Origin of the sequence: Butyricicoccus sp. AF35-5AC (genome assembly GCF_003477715.1) — a bacterium.
GTDB classification, from domain to species: domain Bacteria; phylum Bacillota; class Clostridia; order Oscillospirales; family Butyricicoccaceae; genus Agathobaculum; species Agathobaculum butyriciproducens.
In genome coordinates this window covers 309,243-325,760 of the sequence record NZ_QUDX01000001.1, presented here as the reverse complement: position 1 = coordinate 325,760, position 16,518 = coordinate 309,243, and the positions used below count along the sequence as shown (strand labels likewise).

At 57.5% G+C, this 16,518-nt stretch carries 11 protein-coding genes; all 11 read right to left on the bottom strand.

From position 1 onward, the window contains the following. Positions 1 to 9: 9 nt before the first annotated feature. The 11 genes from mazG to uvrB all read right to left on the bottom strand — a co-directional run bounded on the left by mazG (position 10) and on the right by uvrB (position 16,517). Positions 10 to 807, bottom strand: coding sequence for a nucleoside triphosphate pyrophosphohydrolase (mazG, locus tag DWZ82_RS01505; protein WP_118478260.1), 798 nt, complete (start codon positions 805 to 807; stop codon positions 10 to 12). Positions 808 to 822: 15 nt separating this feature from the next. After that, positions 823 to 2,448: a putative polysaccharide biosynthesis protein gene (locus DWZ82_RS01500; RefSeq protein WP_158575050.1), complete on the bottom strand. Its 1,626-nt coding sequence runs from the start codon at positions 2,446 to 2,448 to the stop codon at positions 823 to 825. A gap of 84 nt (positions 2,449 to 2,532) precedes the next feature. After that, positions 2,533 to 2,925: a hypothetical protein gene (locus DWZ82_RS01495; RefSeq protein ID WP_118478256.1), complete on the bottom strand. Its 393-nt coding sequence runs from the start codon at positions 2,923 to 2,925 to the stop codon at positions 2,533 to 2,535. Between the two features lie 170 nt (positions 2,926 to 3,095). Next, positions 3,096 to 4,019 carry a uridine kinase family protein gene (locus DWZ82_RS01490; protein WP_118478254.1) on the bottom strand — a complete coding sequence of 308 codons (924 nt, stop codon included), beginning with the start codon at positions 4,017 to 4,019 and terminating at the stop codon, positions 3,096 to 3,098. Positions 4,020 to 4,065: 46 nt separating this feature from the next. After that, positions 4,066 to 5,535 carry a coproporphyrinogen dehydrogenase HemZ gene (gene hemZ / locus DWZ82_RS01485; protein WP_118478252.1) on the bottom strand — a complete coding sequence of 490 codons (1,470 nt, stop codon included), beginning with the start codon at positions 5,533 to 5,535 and terminating at the stop codon, positions 4,066 to 4,068. Next, on the bottom strand, positions 5,532 to 6,164 hold the full coding sequence (locus DWZ82_RS01480; protein ID WP_118478250.1) for an MBL fold metallo-hydrolase: 633 nt from the start codon (positions 6,162 to 6,164) through the stop codon (positions 5,532 to 5,534). Before DWZ82_RS01480 ends, hemZ begins: the two co-directional genes overlap by 4 nt. A gap of 104 nt (positions 6,165 to 6,268) precedes the next feature. Next, the gene (dtd, locus tag DWZ82_RS01475) at positions 6,269 to 6,721 is read right to left on the bottom strand and encodes a D-aminoacyl-tRNA deacylase (protein WP_118478248.1); all 453 of its coding nucleotides are present in this window, start codon (positions 6,719 to 6,721) and stop codon (positions 6,269 to 6,271) included. A gap of 456 nt (positions 6,722 to 7,177) precedes the next feature. Then, complete coding sequence (locus tag DWZ82_RS01470; protein WP_110435252.1) at positions 7,178 to 9,364, bottom strand: RelA/SpoT family protein; 2,187 nt, start codon at positions 9,362 to 9,364, stop codon at positions 7,178 to 7,180. A gap of 20 nt (positions 9,365 to 9,384) precedes the next feature. Further along, on the bottom strand, positions 9,385 to 11,460 hold the full coding sequence (recJ, locus tag DWZ82_RS01465) for a single-stranded-DNA-specific exonuclease RecJ (RefSeq protein ID WP_118478246.1): 2,076 nt from the start codon (positions 11,458 to 11,460) through the stop codon (positions 9,385 to 9,387). A 180-nt stretch (positions 11,461 to 11,640) separates the two neighbouring features. Then, complete coding sequence (gene uvrA / locus DWZ82_RS01460; RefSeq protein WP_118478244.1) at positions 11,641 to 14,487, bottom strand: excinuclease ABC subunit UvrA; 2,847 nt, start codon at positions 14,485 to 14,487, stop codon at positions 11,641 to 11,643. Positions 14,488 to 14,597: 110 nt separating this feature from the next. Further along, positions 14,598 to 16,517, bottom strand: a complete 1,920-nt coding sequence (uvrB, locus tag DWZ82_RS01455) for an excinuclease ABC subunit UvrB (RefSeq protein ID WP_243022872.1) — start codon at positions 16,515 to 16,517, stop codon at positions 14,598 to 14,600. Position 16,518 lies beyond the last annotated feature (1 nt).

Sequence of the window (16,518 nt, the reverse complement as noted above, 5' to 3'; positions counted from 1 at the left end):
TTTTGCTCCTTATGCGTGTTCCTCGTGCTTTGCGCTGTCCCACAGTGCGTCCAGTTCGGAAAGGGACAGGTCAGCCAGCTTTTTGCCTGTGGCAGTCGCCTGACGCTCCATCTCCGCAAAGCGGCTGACAAACTTGTTGCAGGTCTTTTCGGCGGCAGCCTCCGGATCGATCTTCAGGTGACGTGCCACGTTGACGGACGCGAACAGCAGGTCGCCAATCTCCTCCTCCGGATCGCCGTCGCCGTCGATGGCACGGCGAACCTCGTCAAACTCCTCCTGCACCTTGTCAAGTGCATCCTTCACGTTATCCCAGTCAAAGCCGACCTTTGCCGCCTTCTTCTGCAGCTTTTCTGCACGGATCAGGCTCGGCAGGCTCTTTGCTACGCTTTCGAGCGCCTGCGTATCGGTCTCCTGATGCTTCTCCTTGCGCTTGAGGTCATCCCAGTTCCTGAGGACCTCCTCGGACGAGGCGACCTCGACATTGCCGAAGATATGCGGGTGACGGAAGATCAGCTTTTTACAGATGCCGTCCGCCACATCGTCGATGTCGAATGTGCCCTTTTCCTTCTCCATCTGGGTGTGGAATACTACCTGCAGCAGAACATCGCCAAGCTCTTCCTTCATATGCTCGGTGTCCTCGTCGTCAATGGCTTCACAGACCTCGTAGGTCTCCTCGATGAAGTTGCGGCGGATAGAATGATGATCCTGCTCACGGTCCCACATGCAGCCGTCCGGCGCGCGCAGGATTTCCATAATGCGAAGCAGATCATCGAACTTGTAACAATCCTTTATTTCAAAATCAACCATTTTTGCACTTCCTGATTATTTTAGATGTAAAATATCTGCGATTTTCTCGCCCTTGGGCAGCAGCAGAACATCATCCCGCTCGACTGCACCGAGCGCGAGCAGCAGAACGGCATACACGGCAACCGCTACACCGATGCACGCGAGCGTGATCAGCTTGTCAAGCATGGTTCCGAGCGCCGCGTTCAACGCACCGTTCAGCACGCGCTGCACAATGAAAATCGCCGCACCCATGCCGATGGTGGCCGCCAGCGGACGACAGACCGTTTTTCCGATCGGCGGCAGCGAACCCGTCAAACGCCTGATATGGAACAGGTTGATGACCGCGATCAGCCAGTAGCAGAGCGCTGTACTGATGGGCGCACCCATGATATTCAGCGCCGGATTGCCAATGAGAAAATAGTCACCGAGCATTTTGACAACCGCGCCCGCAAACATCGAGACAAGCGGCAGGTCAATGCGGCCGAACGCCTGCAGCGTCGAGTTGGTGACAGCCACAAGTGCCGCCGCCGGTACGGCAAAGCCGAGCAGACCCATGAGCACACCGCCAAGCTCCGTTCCCTGCGAGTACAGCATGCGCAGGATCGGTCCGGCGAGCATGATGAAGCCCGCGCCGGCCGGCAGGGTGATGATAACCGTCATGCGCAGCGTGGTACCCAGTGTTTTGGAAACCTTGGCATGGTTGCCCGCTGCGCGTGCGCTTGCGATGGTCGGCAGCACGCTGACCGCCAGTGCGGTGATGAGCGTCTGCGGCAGGTTGAAGAAGTTGATGGCCTGACCGGTGTAAATGCCGTAGGTAGACATTGCTTCTCTTGCCGTCATGCCGACCGCCGGACTTTGCAGACGCGTGGAAATCAGCGCCACGTCGATCAGGTCGGTCAGACTCATAACCGCTGAGCTGATCGTGATCGGAATGGACAGACTGAGCAGCGTTTTTGCCAGTTGGCCCGCCGGACGCGCGCTGTCGTCCAGCGCGTGCACCGCCGAGCTGCTGCGATGCGTGATCGCACCTTGAATGAGCATGTAAACAGCGGCAGCCACCTCGCCGATGGTAACGCCGAGGACGGTCATTGCCGCGACTGCCTGATCGGAAAAGTTATGCTGAACCGCGTAATACGCCAGTCCAAGACCGATAAACAGCTTGCCGAGTGACTCGATCACCTGCGAAACCGCCGTCGGCACCATGTTCGAGCGGCCCTGATAATAGCCGCGGAACACCGCCAGAACAGCAACCATCAGCACGCTCGGTGCGATGGCCATAACCGCCAGCCGGGAATCCGCGCTCTTGATCCAGGATGCAAACGTGCCCGCGCCGAGGAACAGCACGACCGAGCAGACCGCACCGAGCGGAATGAAAATGCTTCCCGCCACACGGACGGTACGCCGCACCTCATGCTCTCTGCCGCGGGCTGTGGCCTCCGCGACCATTTTCGCCAGCGCCGCCGGAACACCGACGGTCGAGATCATCAGCATCGCCGTGTACACGCGGTACGCCGCGCTGAACATGCCGAACGCCGGCGAATCCTTGCCGCCGATCATGTTGAGCAACGGTATCTGGAAGAATGCGCCAATCACCTTGACCAGCAGACTGGCCAGCATCAAAATGAACGCACCCTGAATGAAATTCTGTTTTTTACGCTGCAAATGCCGTACGCCCCTTCCTTTGATCAGAATGGGCATAGCTGCCCTTGCCCGATATTACAATATGATACATCAAACCGTATTATGTTACAGCTCTGCACCGCAGGACGAGCAATATGCGTCATCCCTGCCGCACGGTTTGCCGCAGTGCGGGCACGCCGTTACCGAGCGCATTTCCGCCAGCTTGTCGCGCAGCGCGGCCAGCTTTTCCTGCTTGGCATCGACCTGCGCCATCTTTTCGTCCATTTCCTCGTTGGTGACCTCTGCACCGCGGTGCAGATCGTACACCAGCTTGCCGATTTCCTTGTACAGTGCTTCGCACTCGGTGTTCAGATCGAAAATCTGCAGGTTGATGCGGGTCGCCAGTGCAAGGTCGTTCGCCTTTTTACCGGCTACGCCTGCCGCATGACGGGAGACCTTGCCGGTCTTATCCGCCATGTCCTTTACCTTATCGAGAAACGCCTGCATTTTCATATCCATAGCTTGTCGCTCCTTCCGACGGAATGTCTCCGTTTCCGGTCTCATGGTAATATCGTGTAATGGAACAAGGGCGATTTGCGGGAAAATTTCCGCAAAACGCCGCAGTTTCAATTATGTGGTATTGCCATTATACTTCATACCCTGCCAAAAAGCAAGAATCCGGACACTTTTCAGCCGATAAACTCATGCAGAACCGAATCCTCCGGCATATACGGCTTGTAGTCGATCGGCGAAACCTTATCCAGAATCGCGCTGAGCGGTGCAAGGTCGGCCTGCTCGAGCATTTTTTCCTCGCCCTGCAGCTTTTCGCTCAGGTACTGCATGAGGATGTTGGTCTCATACGGCAGATAGGTGTCCACCGTAAGATCAGCCTGCCCGCGGTACGGCGAAATATACAGTCTCTCGCCTCTCCGCACCGAGTTCCACTGCTTTAAAGTGTACTCCACCGGCGAACTGCGGAACAGGCTGTCACGCATGGCGCGGCGCAGAAAGCGCAGCATGTGCGGCTCAACGCGGACGTTGCGGTCGGTCAGCAGCACACTCGCCACCGAAAGATAGACGCTTGTCGCATGCTTCTCCAGATCGCCCATGATGACCGGATTAAACGCGTGAATGCCCTCGATCATCACAATTTCGTCCTTGTGCAGCTGCACCGCACGCTCGTTGCGATGCGAGGTGCGCGTTTCAAAATCAAAGCGCGGCACCATGATCTCCTCGCCCGCCACCAGACGGGTCAGGTGGTCGCGGAGCAGATCCAGATCCATGCACTCCGGACTTTCGAGGTCATTGACGCCGTTTTCCTTGTCAAACGGAATGTCGTAGGTGCCCGAGGTACGGTAATAGTCGTCCATCGAGATCATGTGCGCGTGAATGCCCGCCAGCTCGAGAATGCGGCCCAGACGGTCGTTCGTGGTGGTCTTGCCCGATGAGGACGGGCCGTTGAGCAGCACGATGGGCTTGCGCTTGCAGTTCGCGGCGATCTGGTCAGCCACCAGATGCAGCTGACGATGATAGTGCTCCTCGCAGTCGTTCACAAAGGCTTCCGCGTCGCATTCGGCACGGTGATTGATGTATTTCAGTGTGTATTCTGCCATAGCCAGTCCCTTCTTACGGAATTACTCACTCATTTCCCTATCCTGATCATTTCTTGGGGAACAGCAGCTTTTTCTTGCCGTTGGCCAGTCTGTCCGCCGCCTGAATGTACTCAAGCGGATATTTCGGATTGTTCGCGCGCTCGATCCAGCCGGTCTCGCGCACGACACGCTTGGAAACACCGCCCGCACCGAGCGACAGAATGGTCTGCAGCTCCTCCATCATGCTCACGTTGTAGAAGCATTCGGTGTCCGGCTTGCACCAGCCGACGTTCTCAAAGCCGCCTGCCATAAATTTCTGCCGATAGAGGTAGTATGGACCGTAGCCTGCGTTCTGCAGCGCGTGCGATGCTCCATCCAGCATTTGAGAAACGGTCTCGCGCTGTGCGGCGGCAGCCGCCTTATCGGTCAGATCCGCGCCGCGCTTGATGGCAAGCGTGTGCACCGTGATATTCTCCGGCGAAAGATGCAGCAAAGTATCCACAGTCTGTGCAAAAGTCTCGGCGGTGTCTCCGGTCAGACCCGCAATGAGGTCCATGTTGATCTCGTCAAAACCGGCCTGCCGTGCCTGCTCGAACGCGCGGAGCACGTCTGCCGAGCCGTGTTTTCTGCCGATTGCGGCCAGAACAGCGTCATTCATGCTCTGTGGGTTGATGCTCACGCGGCCAACGCCCGCGCTTTTGAGCACGCGCAGCTTTTCCGGTGTGATGGTATCCGGACGTCCCGCTTCTACAGTATATTCGCGCAAATGCGAAAAATCAAAGTGATTTTCGAGCGCCGACAGCAGCCGTGCCAGCTGATGCTCGTCCAGCGTAGTCGGTGTGCCGCCGCCGATGTAGACGCTCTGCACCTGCTTGCCCGCTGCGCGGACAAGCGCGGCTGTCTCCTCGATCTCGCGGCAGAGCGTGTCCAGATACGGCTCGATGAGTTTACCGGACTGCGCCGTGGTTGCCGATACGAACGAGCAGTAATAGCACCGCGACGGGCAGAACGGAATACCGACGTACAGCGAAATATCGTTTTCCCCGATGGTCTTGTCCATCTCCATCGCGGTTGCGGCCGCGCGGATGGTCAGCGCCGTGCGCTCGGGTGAAACGTGAAAGTGCTCGCGCAGCTCGACCGCCGCTTCGCCGCGCGTCATGCCGCGCTCGATCATGCCGCGCGCCAGCTTGGCCGGACGCACGCCGGTCAGGCTTCCCCAGACCGGAGCCTGCGGCAGGAACGGCACGACCGCGTCGTACACGGTCGTTTTCACCAGTTCGGTGATGGTGCGCTTGTAGTCCAGCGTTGCCAGTCCGGTAACGGACGCGCGCTTTTCCGCCTCATGCACTGCGCCGTCCATGCAGACGATCGCACGCGCGGCGGCTTCGCCGTTCTCCTCGGTCAGGATGCTGCGGCAGTACGGCTCGGTGCGCTGCTCGACCGTCTCAACACGCGTTAATGTCTCGGTCGGCAGCAGATGAAACAGCATTTCCTCTACCGCGTGTTTCAGTTCGTGATTTTCCAGTGTATAGATCATTTTCCCATCGCCTGCAGCATATATGGATTGTATGCGCGTTCCTCGTTCAGCGTAGAAATGCCCTCATGGCCGGGGAATACCTTGTAATCGCCGTCAAGGTCATGCAGACGCTTCAAAGAGCGCAGCATGGCAGAGAAATCGCCGCCCTCAAGGTCGCAGCGCCCGCACTCGTGACGGAACAGCGTATCGCCGGTGAACAGGCAGTCGCCGATCCTGATGACGGACGAGCCGGGCGTGTGACCGGGCGTTGCCATATAGGTTGCCGTCATGCCGCCAAACGTCACCTCGGTGCCCTCATTCGCCAGAATATCCGGCGTATCCTGCACATAATTGCGTGCCAGTCCGCGGAACTGACCCATGTTGTCACGGCTCAGCAGCCAGGTGTCCTTCTCCGGCACAACGTACTGCGCGCCGGTCGCCTCGAGCACCTCGTGCGCCGCCAGAATGTGGTCAAAATGCGCGTGCGTCAGCAGCACATACCTGACATTCAGCTGTTCCTCGTTTACCGCGTGCAAAATCGACTTGGCATTGTCGCCCGGATCGATCACCGCGGCTTCGCGGGTTGCTTCGTCATATACAATGTAACAATTCGTGCGGACCATGCCCACACAAAGCTGCAACAATTTCATAGTAATATCCTTTCAGGAAATCAGTGGTTAGGAATTGCGGTGGGCAGCTTCGCTGCCATTTTAATCATCGCGTTGTGCGCGATACCTCAATTACTCATCACCAATTATTTCCGCATATCTTTGGTGTCCATCCATAAGGTGACCGGTCCGTCATTGAGCAGGTCGACCTTCATATCCGCGCCGAACTCGCCGGTCTCGACCGGCAGGCCGCTCTCGCGGCAGCGCGCGATGAATGCTTCATACAGCGGGATGGCGGTCTCCGGACGGGCAGCGCTCGTGAAGCTCGGGCGGTTGCCCTTGCGGCAGTCGCCGTAGAGCGTGAACTGCGACACGATGAGCAGACCGCCGCCGACATCCGCGAGTGAGCGGTTCATTTTGTCGTTTTCGTCCGTGAATACACGCATTTTAACTGTTTTATCGGCCAGATAAACCGCATCGTCCACGGTATCACCGTCTGTGATGCCGAGCAGGACAAGGAAACCCTGTCCGATCTGCCCGTGAAGTCTGCCGTCGATCGTCACCGACGCGTGGGAGACGCGCTGAACCAGTGCCCGCATTATTTTTCCTCTTTTCGTAGTAAGTTTTGAATTTAATCTGTTGATTTTTTTGATTTGGAATGGGTGCCAAACCTTGGCTGGGGTTCCAAAAGGGTAGACACCAATGGTTTCTACCCTCTTGGGACTCCCGTTTCCTTTTTGGGATACCCTGAGTGCAGATGGTAGACTTCGCAAGCAGGAAAGGAACGGCAGAGGATTTTTTCTTCCGCATGGTATCCACTTATTCGCATTTCGGATACCGTACTGCTACATCCAATTGGGGTCTACGCTGGGTGCGGCATAGCAGTGCCGCGCAACTCCTTTGATGATACCAGTTAGATACATCGTGGGGCTCGATGACCCATCGAGCCTTTGTAAACCTTCTACACCAGCCAATGCCTCCCCTTTTAGGGGAGCCTGAAACGCGCAGGCACAAGCGCTTTCCGCGTCTCATTTTCCATTCTCAATCATCAATTATCAATTCGTATCAACCGTTCGGGTGACATCCACGACGCCCTTGATGGAACGCAGGCGGCTGATCATATTATCCAGCTGATGGACGCTCGTGACGTCAACCATGGCGTTGATAACGCCGTAGCCGTCGTTGAGGTCGCGTGCGGAAATCTCATGAACGTTGATCTTACTCGAGGCAAACGCCAGCGTAACGTCACTCAGCACGCCGATACGGTTGCGCGTGGAAATCTGCAGACCGGTGGAGAACTTATTGACATGACCGGCATTGGCCGCCATATCCTCATCCCACCAGGCACGGACCCAGCGGTCGGGTTCTTCCTCGATATGGACATTCACGCAGTCGCGGCGATGGATGGAAACACCATAGCCGCGGGTGACAAAGCCGACGATCTCATCGCCCGGAATCGGCGTACAGCAGCGGGCAAACTTGACCAGACAGTTATCAATGCCTTCGACAACAACGCCGTCGCTGGATTTATTCTGGCGGCGCTGCTGCTGCTCGTTCTGCGGATGCGCGGCACGCTCGGCCTGCTCGCGCTGACGGCGCAGCTTGCCGACATCGTCCTTGACCTTATTGATGACCTTGGTCAGCATAATGCCGCCGTAGCCGATGGCCGCGTACAGCTCATCGACCGTGTTGAACGAGAACTTGTTGAGCGTGTTCTTCTGCACCTCTTCGTTCTCATAGAAGCCGTTATACAACAGGTTGGCACGCAGCTCGCGGTCGAGATCCTCCTTGCCGTTGACGATATTTTCCTCGCGGCATTCCTTCTTGAACCACTGCTTGATCTTGTTGCGCGCCTCGGTGGTCTTGACGATCTTCACCCAGTCACGGCTCGGACCGTGCGCCTCCTTGGAGGTTAGGATCTCGACAATATCGCCGTTTTTCAGCTGGCTGTCGATCGGTGCGATACGGCCGTTCAGCTTGCAGCCGGTCATGCGGTTGCCGACTGCCGAGTGAATCGCATACGCAAGGTCGATCGGCGTTGCACCTGCCGGCATGTTGACCACATCGCCCTTGGGTGTAAAGACGAATACCTCGTCCGCGAACAGGTCAACCTTGATGTTTTTGATAAAGTCCTCGGCCTCGGTGTCCTGCTGGGCTTCAAGCAGTTGGCGAATCCACGCAAACGCTTCCTCGTTGCCCTTCTTATCCAGACCCTGCTTGTACTTCCAGTGCGCCGCAACACCGTATTCCGCCATTTTATGCATCTCTACGGTACGAATCTGCACCTCAAACGGGATGCCCGCTCGGCCGATGACCGTCGTATGCAGCGACTGATAGCCATTCGGCTTCGGCGTGGAGATATAGTCCTTGAAGCGGCCCGGAATCGGCTTGTACAGGTCGTGGACGTAGCCGAGCACGTTGTAGCAATCCGCCACGGTATCGACAATGACGCGCACGGCGCAGATATCATAGATCTCGTTGATGGTCTTGTGCTGGGCATACATTTTGCGGTAGATCGAGTAAATATGCTTGACGCGGGCCGAAATTGCGTTGTGGATGTTCGCTTCCTTCAGCTTGGTGCTGATGCGGTCCTGAATGCCCTGCAGGAATTCCTCGTGCTGCTCGCTCTGAGCCTTTAAGCCTTCCACAATCTCGTTGTAGCCGATGGGGTCGAGAACCTTCAGCGACAGATCCTCAAGCTCCCACTTGATACGGCTCATGCCGAGGCGGTGCGCGATCGGCGCGTAAATCTCCATGGTTTCCAGTGCCTTGTCGCGCTGCTTGCGCTCGGGCAGGAACTGGAAGGTGCGGGCATTGTGCAGTCGGTCGGCCAGCTTGATGAGGATAACGCGGATATCCTTCGCCATGGCGAGGAACATCTTGCGCAGGTCCTCGAACTGCTCCTGCTCCTTGGAGTAGCGTAGCATGCCCAGTCGGGTTACGCCGTCCACCAGCTCCGCGACCGGCGTGCCGAATTTATTTTCGATCTCCTTGTAGCCGAACTCGGTGTCCTCAATGCAGTCATGCAGCAGCGCTGCACAGATGGAATCCGTATCCAGCCCCATCTCCACAACGATCTCGGCGACAGCGACCGGATGAATGATATACGGCTCACCGTTGCGGCGCTTTTGTCCCTCATGCGCCTTGGCCGCACATTCGTATGCCGCGCGAATCTTCTTGATATTCGCCTGCGGGTTTTGTTTTTGTACGCGTTCGATCAAAAAATCCAGTTTCGTTTGCATAGATCCTTCCCCCATTCGTGTCACCCCGCCATGCTTTGCAATGTGGCAAGGACAACCGATCCGGAAATATCGGCCTTGCCCTCGTAGGGTTTGAGCAAAATATTGAGCATGCCTTCCTTGAAATGATAGCTGATGAGTCCGGACTCCTGAAAAACGTCCAGACAGACGAACAGCTTGCCGATGTTAATGTCGCGTCGGCTTTCCCACGCAACCCGGCGGGAAAGTGCCCCGTCCGGTACGGAAAGCCGTCCGTCCTCCGCGCGGCAGGTCACATGCCGCCAGACAGCAACCAGATCCTTGCGGTCGGGCAGGAGCAGACGCGCTTCCCTTGCGGTGAGCGGGCCGTCCTGCATAAGTGTATTATACAGATTGAGAATCTTCTGATCCGCCAGATGCTCGCAGTCACTCAGCTGCACATCGCAGATGGTCAGCTGCACCGAGCGGCGGCCTCGAAATTCGTTGATCTCCAGATGAAAGGCGGCATCCACGGTGTTGCCCTCGACAAAGCCGAGACCGCCCGCACCGATGCCGAACCAGATTGCAGAAAAACGCTTGCCGTCCTTGATGAGCGACAGACGAACGTGCCGGTCGCTGGACAGCGGCGTAATCTCCTCAACGGTCATGTTCTTCATGCAGAACACAGGCTCCGCATTTTTCATGCCGTACGGCTCGAGTACGCTCAGGGATTCGATGTTCTCCTGCGTCAGCCACTCCGGCTGCACCATGCAGTCGATGTGCAGCTGCGGAACGAGCTCCGCCATGGTGACATGCGTTTCCGCGTACTTGCGCAGGCGCATGCGGAGTTCTTCGATCCTGTCCGCCTGCACGGTCAGTCCTGCGGCAAGCGCATGACCGCCGTAGCGCTCGAACAGATCCTCACACGAGGTGAGCGCCTCAAACAGATTGAAGCTGCCGATCGAGCGGCCGGAGCCCTTGCCTACGCCGTCCTCGTCCACCGAGATGAGCACGACCGGACAGCCGTAGCGGTCGCACAGGCGTGAGCACACAATGCCGATAACGCCCTGATGCCAGCCTTCTCCGGCCAGCACGATAATTTTATCCTCAAGCGGGTTGTATTCGCGGCGCAGGCGTGTGAGCGTCTGCTCGAGTATCTTGTTCTCCTCGCTCTGGCGCAGCTTGTTCTGCTCGCAAAGCTCGGCGGCAAGCGCCTGTGCGCGTATCGGATCTTTCGTCAGGAACAACTCTGCTGCCAGTTCGGCCTTGCCCATGCGGCCCGCCGCGTTGATGCGCGGCGCGAGCACATAGCTGATGGTCGAGGAGGTCAGGCGTCGGTTCTTCATCCCCGCCTCACGCAGCAGCATTTCCAGACCGATATTCGCCGTCACGGACAGCTTTTTCAGTCCTTCCGCCACGATAATGCGGTTTTCACCGACAATCGGCATGACATCGGCTACCGTGCCGAGCGCTACGAGGTCGGCATACCGGTCGAGCACGGAAAGCGTGTCGCCCTCAAGCGCGCAGATCAGCTTGAATGCCACACCGACACCCGCAAGACTGGAAAACGGATAGGTATCGTCCGTCCGCTTGCAGTCCACGACCGCCTGCGCATCCGGCAGGTTTTCGTGGCACTCGTGGTGGTCGGTAATGACGACCTGCATGCCAAGTTCGCGTGCGACGGCAATCTCCTCGTTGGCTGTAATGCCCGAGTCCACCGTGATGAGCAGGCGCGTGCCCTGCTCGTACAGCTGCTCCATCGCCGGACGAGTCAGACCGTAGCCGTCCGTCAGACGATTGGGAATGTAATATTCACATTTTGCGCCCTTGCTGCGCAGATAATCCACCAGTGTGCACGTTGCCGTGATGCCGTCCACGTCGTAATCACCGTAGACCACCATTTTCTCTCCGCGATTTATTACATCGCGGATGACCTCGACTGCCTTATCCATATCGGTCAAACCGAACGGATCATGCAGTCCTCGCGCATCGCAGCTCAGGTAATCCGCCGCAGCCTGCGGTGTGTCGATGCCGCGCGCCGACAGCACCGCCGCCGTCAGCGGTGTATAGCCGGTCTCCCGCGACAGCACCCGCACCCGCTCGGTGTCCGGCGAGGCGATCACCCATCGCTTTGCTCTCATATTGAACGATCCCTTCCTGAGTCACGGCAGCAGCACGCCTTCCGGCGCCTGCGTATAGTAACTCCGATTTTATATTATCACTATTATACCAAAACACACCCAAAATCACAACATCTTTATCAAATACAGAAAAAACAGGTGTCTCGCTAAGAAACACCTGTTTTATTACACATTTCGACTTTATTTATCGCGTTTTCCGCCGTTTTTGCGGGCGAGAATCGGGCCGAGATACTGTCCGGTATACGAACCCTCGCACTGTGCAACCTCCTCCGGCGTACCGCAAACGACCAGACGGCCGCCGCCGTCCCCGCCCTCGGGACCGAGGTCGAGGATATAGTCCGCAGTCTTGATGACATCCAGATTGTGCTCGATGACAACAACCGTGTTGCCTGCGTCCACCAGCTTCTGCAGAACATCCACAAGCCTGTGGACATCTGCGACATGCAGACCGGTGGTCGGCTCATCGAGGATATAGATGGTCTTGCCGGTCGAGCGCTTGGACAGCTCGGTCGCCAGCTTGGCGCGCTGCGCCTCACCGCCGGACAGCGTCGTGGAGGACTGACCCAGCTTAACATAGCCGAGACCGACCTCGCGCATAGTCTCCAATCGGCGTGCGATCTTGGGCACGTTGGCGAAGAACTCACACGCTTCATCCACCGTCATATCCAGCACTTCATAGATATTTTTGCCCTTGTAGCGCACCTCGAGCGTCTCCTTGTTGTAGCGGCGGCCCTTGCACACATCGCACGGCACATAAACATCCGGCAGGAAGTGCATCTCGATTTTGAGCAGGCCGTCACCCGAGCAGGCCTCACAGCGGCCGCCCTTGACATTGAAGGAGAAACGGCTTGCGCTGTAGCCGCGCGCCTTTGCGTCCGCCGTTTTGGCAAACAGGTCGCGGATATCGTTGAACACACCCGTATAGGTCGCCGGATTGGAACGCGGCGTGCGTCCGATGGGCGACTGGTCAATGTCGATGACCTTATCCAGATTCTCGATGCCGATGAACTCGTCATGCGCGCCTGCACGGGTCTTTGCACCATTGAGCTCAGCGGCCAGCTTCTTATACAGGATCTCATTGACGAACGAGGACTTGCCCGAACCCGAAACACCGGTCACACAGGTCAGCGTGCCGAGCGGAATGGTAAAGTCCGTATGCTTGAGGTTGTTCACCGCACAGCCCTTGACCGTGATGCTCTTGCCGCTGCCCTTGCGCCGGATTTCGGGCACCGGAATGAATTTTCTGCCCGAAAGATACTGTCCGGTGATGGATTTATCACTTTTCAGCAGCTCGTCTATCGTGCCCTCAAAAACGACCTCACCGCCGTTGCGTCCCGCCCCCGGACCGATGTCCACGATGTGGTCAGCCGCAAACATGGTGTCCTCGTCGTGCTCGACCACGATGAGCGTGTTGCCGAGGTCGCGCAGCCGCTTGAGGGTCGCAAGCAGCTTGTCGTTGTCGCGCTGATGCAGACCGATGGACGGCTCGTCGAGGATATACAGCACGCCCATCAGCGATGAGCCAATCTGCGTTGCCAGCCGGATACGCTGGCTCTCGCCGCCGGACAGTGTGCCGGACGAGCGCGAAAGCGTCAGATATTCCAGTCCGACCGACTGCAGGAAGCCAAGGCGATCCATGATCTCCTTGATTACTCTATCACCGATTTTGTGCTGCATTTCGGTCAGCTTGAGCGTGTGTAGGAACTCCATCGCCTTAACGACCGACTTTTCCGCAAACTCCGCGATATTCAGTCCGCCGAGCGTGACCGCCAGCACCTCCGGGCGCAGACGGCGGCCGTGGCACGCCGGACACGGACTTTCGCTCATCACTTCTTCAATCTCGCCGCGCGACCACTCGCTGTTGGTCTCGCGGTAGCGGCGTTCGAGGTTCGGGATGATGCCCTCGAACGGCTGGCGCATCACGCCGCCCGAAATGCGGCTGACCGACAGCTCGAGCGGCTCATCTCCGGTGCCGTACAGCAGCTCGTCGAGCGCCTGCTCGGAGAACTCCTCGATAGGCGTTTCGAGCGTAAAGCCGTGTTTTTTGCCGAGTGCAGTGTAGTACATGCCCGCGATCGTACCCGTGTCGGCGTTCCCCCACCCGGACGCGCGAATGGCGCCCTGCTTGATGGAAAGGCGGCGGTTCGGAATGACGCGGTCGGGATCGACACGCTTCTGAATGCCCAGACCCGTGCATACCGGACACGCGCCGTATGGGTTGTTGAACGAGAACATGCGCGGCGTAAGCTCCTCGATAGAAATGCCGCAGTCGTCGCAGGCGTAGTTCTGCGAGAACGTGATGGGTTCGCCGCCAATGACATCCGCAATCACCAGACCTCCCGACAGCGCAGACGCGGTCTCCACCGAATCAGTAATGCGTCCGCGGGCGTCCGGACGGATGACAACGCGGTCAACAACGATCTCAATGTTGTGCTTCTTGGTTTTCGCCAGCTTGAATTCTTCCGAAAGATCATGGATTTCGCCGTCTACGCGCACGCGGACATAGCCCTGCTTGCGGGCATCCTCAAACACCTTAACGTGCTCGCCCTTCTTGCCGCGGATGACCGGCGCAAGCAGCTGCACGCGCGTCTTTTCTTCAAGCGCCATCAGCCGGTCAATGATCTGGTCGATGGTCTGCTGGTGAATCTCCTTGCCGCATTTCGGACAGTGCGGCGTACCGATGCGCGCCCACAGCAGGCGCATGTAGTCGTAGATCTCGGTGACCGTGCCGACCGTCGAACGCGGGTTCTGCGAGGTGGTCTTCTGGTCGATGGAGATGGCGGGCGACAGACCGTCAATATAGTCCACATCCGGCTTGTCCATCTGGCCGAGGAACTGCCGCGCGTAGCTGGACAGCGATTCAACGTAACGGCGCTGACCCTCAGCGTAGATCGTGTCAAACGCCAGGGACGATTTGCCCGAGCCGGACAGGCCGGTGAGCACCACCAGCTTGTCGCGCGGAATCTTGATGTCGATGTTTTTCAGGTTGTGCTCTCGGGCACCTTTTACATGGATATATTCCTGCATTGTATTTTTTCCTTATCACAAAATAATGGAGAATTGAAAATTGTGGTGATGTGCTTTGCACGTTTATTGATTGCCGCGCAGCGGCGTACCTCATTATCCATTCTCAATTTTCAATTTTCCAACGCCTTTATCTGATCACGGAGCTGTGCTGCGATCTCAAACTCGAGCATCTTCGCGGCTTCCTTCATCTGGCGGGTCAGGCGAGCGATTTCCTGCTGTTTTTCGCCCTTGCTTCGCAGCTTTTTCTTGCTGTTCGAGGGCACATTCGAGGTGATTTCAATAACATCCTGCACCTTTTTATGCACAGATCTGGGGATAATTCCGTGTGCCTTATTGAACGCATCCTGCAGCGCACGGCGTCGCTCGGTCTCGTCCATGGCGCGTTTCATTGAGGGCGTAATGCTGTCTGCGTACAGCACGACCATGCCGTGCTCATTTCGCGCAGCGCGGCCGATGGTCTGGATGAGCGAGGTCTCCGAGCGGAGAAAGCCCTCCTTGTCCGCATCGAGGATGGCAACCAGCGATACCTCGGGAATATCGAGTCCCTCACGCAGCAGGTTGATGCCGACAAGCACATCGTACACGCCGAGACGCAGATCACGCACCAGCTCCTGCCGCTCGATGGTCTTAACATCGTGGTGCATGTAGCGCACCTTGATGCCCGCGGTTTCGAGGTAATCAGTCAAATCCTCGGCCATTTTCTTGGTGAGCGTGGTGACCAGAACCCGTTCTCCCTTGGCTGTGCGGGCGTTGATTTCGCCAATGAGATCGTCGATCTGACCATCAACCGGACGGACAACAACCTCCGGATCAAGCAGACCGGTCGGACGGATGACCTGCTCGACTACCTGACCCGAGCGCGACAGCTCATACTCGGCAGGTGTTGCGGAAACATACACAATCTGGTTCAGACGGTCGTTAAACTCGTCAAAATTGAGCGGGCGGTTGTCATACGCGCTCGGCAGGCGGAAGCCGTTTTCGACCAGACTTTCCTTGCGGGCGCGGTCGCCGTGATACATGGCGCGCACCTGCGGGAGCGTGACGTGGCTCTCGTCCACGATGAGCAGGAAATCCTTCGGAAAATAGTCGATGAGCGTATACGGCGCACTTCCCGGCGCACGCCGCGACAGCACGCGCGAATAGTTCTCAACGCCCGAGCAGAAGCCGATCTCCTGCAGCATTTCAATGTCGTAGCGGGTGCGCTGCGCGATACGCTGTGCCTCGATCAGCTTGCCGTTTTCCTCGAAGTATTTTACGCGCTTGTCGAGTTCATCCTCCAAATCCTTGATGGCTTCCTCCAGTTTTTCCTTGGGCGTGACGTAATGGCTCGCCGGGAAAACAGCAATATGACCCAGTTCACCGAGCGAAACGCCGGTCAGCGGGTTAATACGGCTGATGCGATCCACCTCATCACCGAAAAACTCGATACGAACAACATCCTCATCCGAGTATACCGGCCAGATTTCCACCGTGTCGCCGCGCACGCGGAAGCGGTTGCGCTCGAACGCAATGTCGTTGCGCTCATACTGAATGTCTATCAGTCGGCGGATGAGCTCCTCGCGGCTCATCTCCATGCCCGGACGGATGGAAATCACCATGCTTTTGTAGTCGATCGGATCGCCGAGTGAGTAAATGCACGACACGGACGACACAATGATCACATCGCGTCTCTCGCTCAATGCCGAGGTCGCCGAGTGGCGCAGACGATCGATTTCGTCATTGATGGCGGAATCCTTCTCAATATAGGTGTCGGTCGAGGCGATATACGCCTCCGGCTGGTAATAATCGTAGTAGGATACGAAATATTCTACCGCATTCTCTGGAAAAAATTCGCGCAGCTCGGTGCAGAGCTGTGCGGCCAGCGTTTTATTGTGCGCGAGCACCAGCGTCGGGCGCTGGGTCTGCTCGATGATGTTCGCCATGGTGAACGTCTTGCCCGAGCCGGTAACGCCCATCAGCGTCTGCTCGGTCAGACCGTTGTTGATGCCCTCCACCAGTTTGGCCACCGCCTCCGGCTGATCGCCTGCCATT

Coding starts and splice junctions, on each gene's coding strand:
- mazG (WP_118478260.1), bottom strand. CDS start 807: ATGGTTGATTTTGAAATAAAGGATTGTTACAAGTTCGATGATCTGCTT.
- DWZ82_RS01495 (WP_118478256.1), bottom strand. CDS start 2,925: ATGGATATGAAAATGCAGGCGTTTCTCGATAAGGTAAAGGACATGGCG.
- DWZ82_RS01490 (WP_118478254.1), bottom strand. CDS start 4,019: ATGGCAGAATACACACTGAAATACATCAATCACCGTGCCGAATGCGAC.
- hemZ (WP_118478252.1), bottom strand. CDS start 5,535: ATGATCTATACACTGGAAAATCACGAACTGAAACACGCGGTAGAGGAA.
- DWZ82_RS01480 (WP_118478250.1), bottom strand. CDS start 6,164: ATGAAATTGTTGCAGCTTTGTGTGGGCATGGTCCGCACGAATTGTTAC.
- dtd (WP_118478248.1), bottom strand. CDS start 6,721: ATGCGGGCACTGGTTCAGCGCGTCTCCCACGCGTCGGTGACGATCGAC.
- DWZ82_RS01470 (WP_110435252.1), bottom strand. CDS start 9,364: ATGCAAACGAAACTGGATTTTTTGATCGAACGCGTACAAAAACAAAAC.
- recJ (WP_118478246.1), bottom strand. CDS start 11,460: ATGAGAGCAAAGCGATGGGTGATCGCCTCGCCGGACACCGAGCGGGTG.
- uvrA (WP_118478244.1), bottom strand. CDS start 14,487: ATGCAGGAATATATCCATGTAAAAGGTGCCCGAGAGCACAACCTGAAA.
- uvrB (WP_243022872.1), bottom strand. CDS start 16,517: ATGGCAGGCGATCAGCCGGAGGCGGTGGCCAAACTGGTGGAGGGCATC.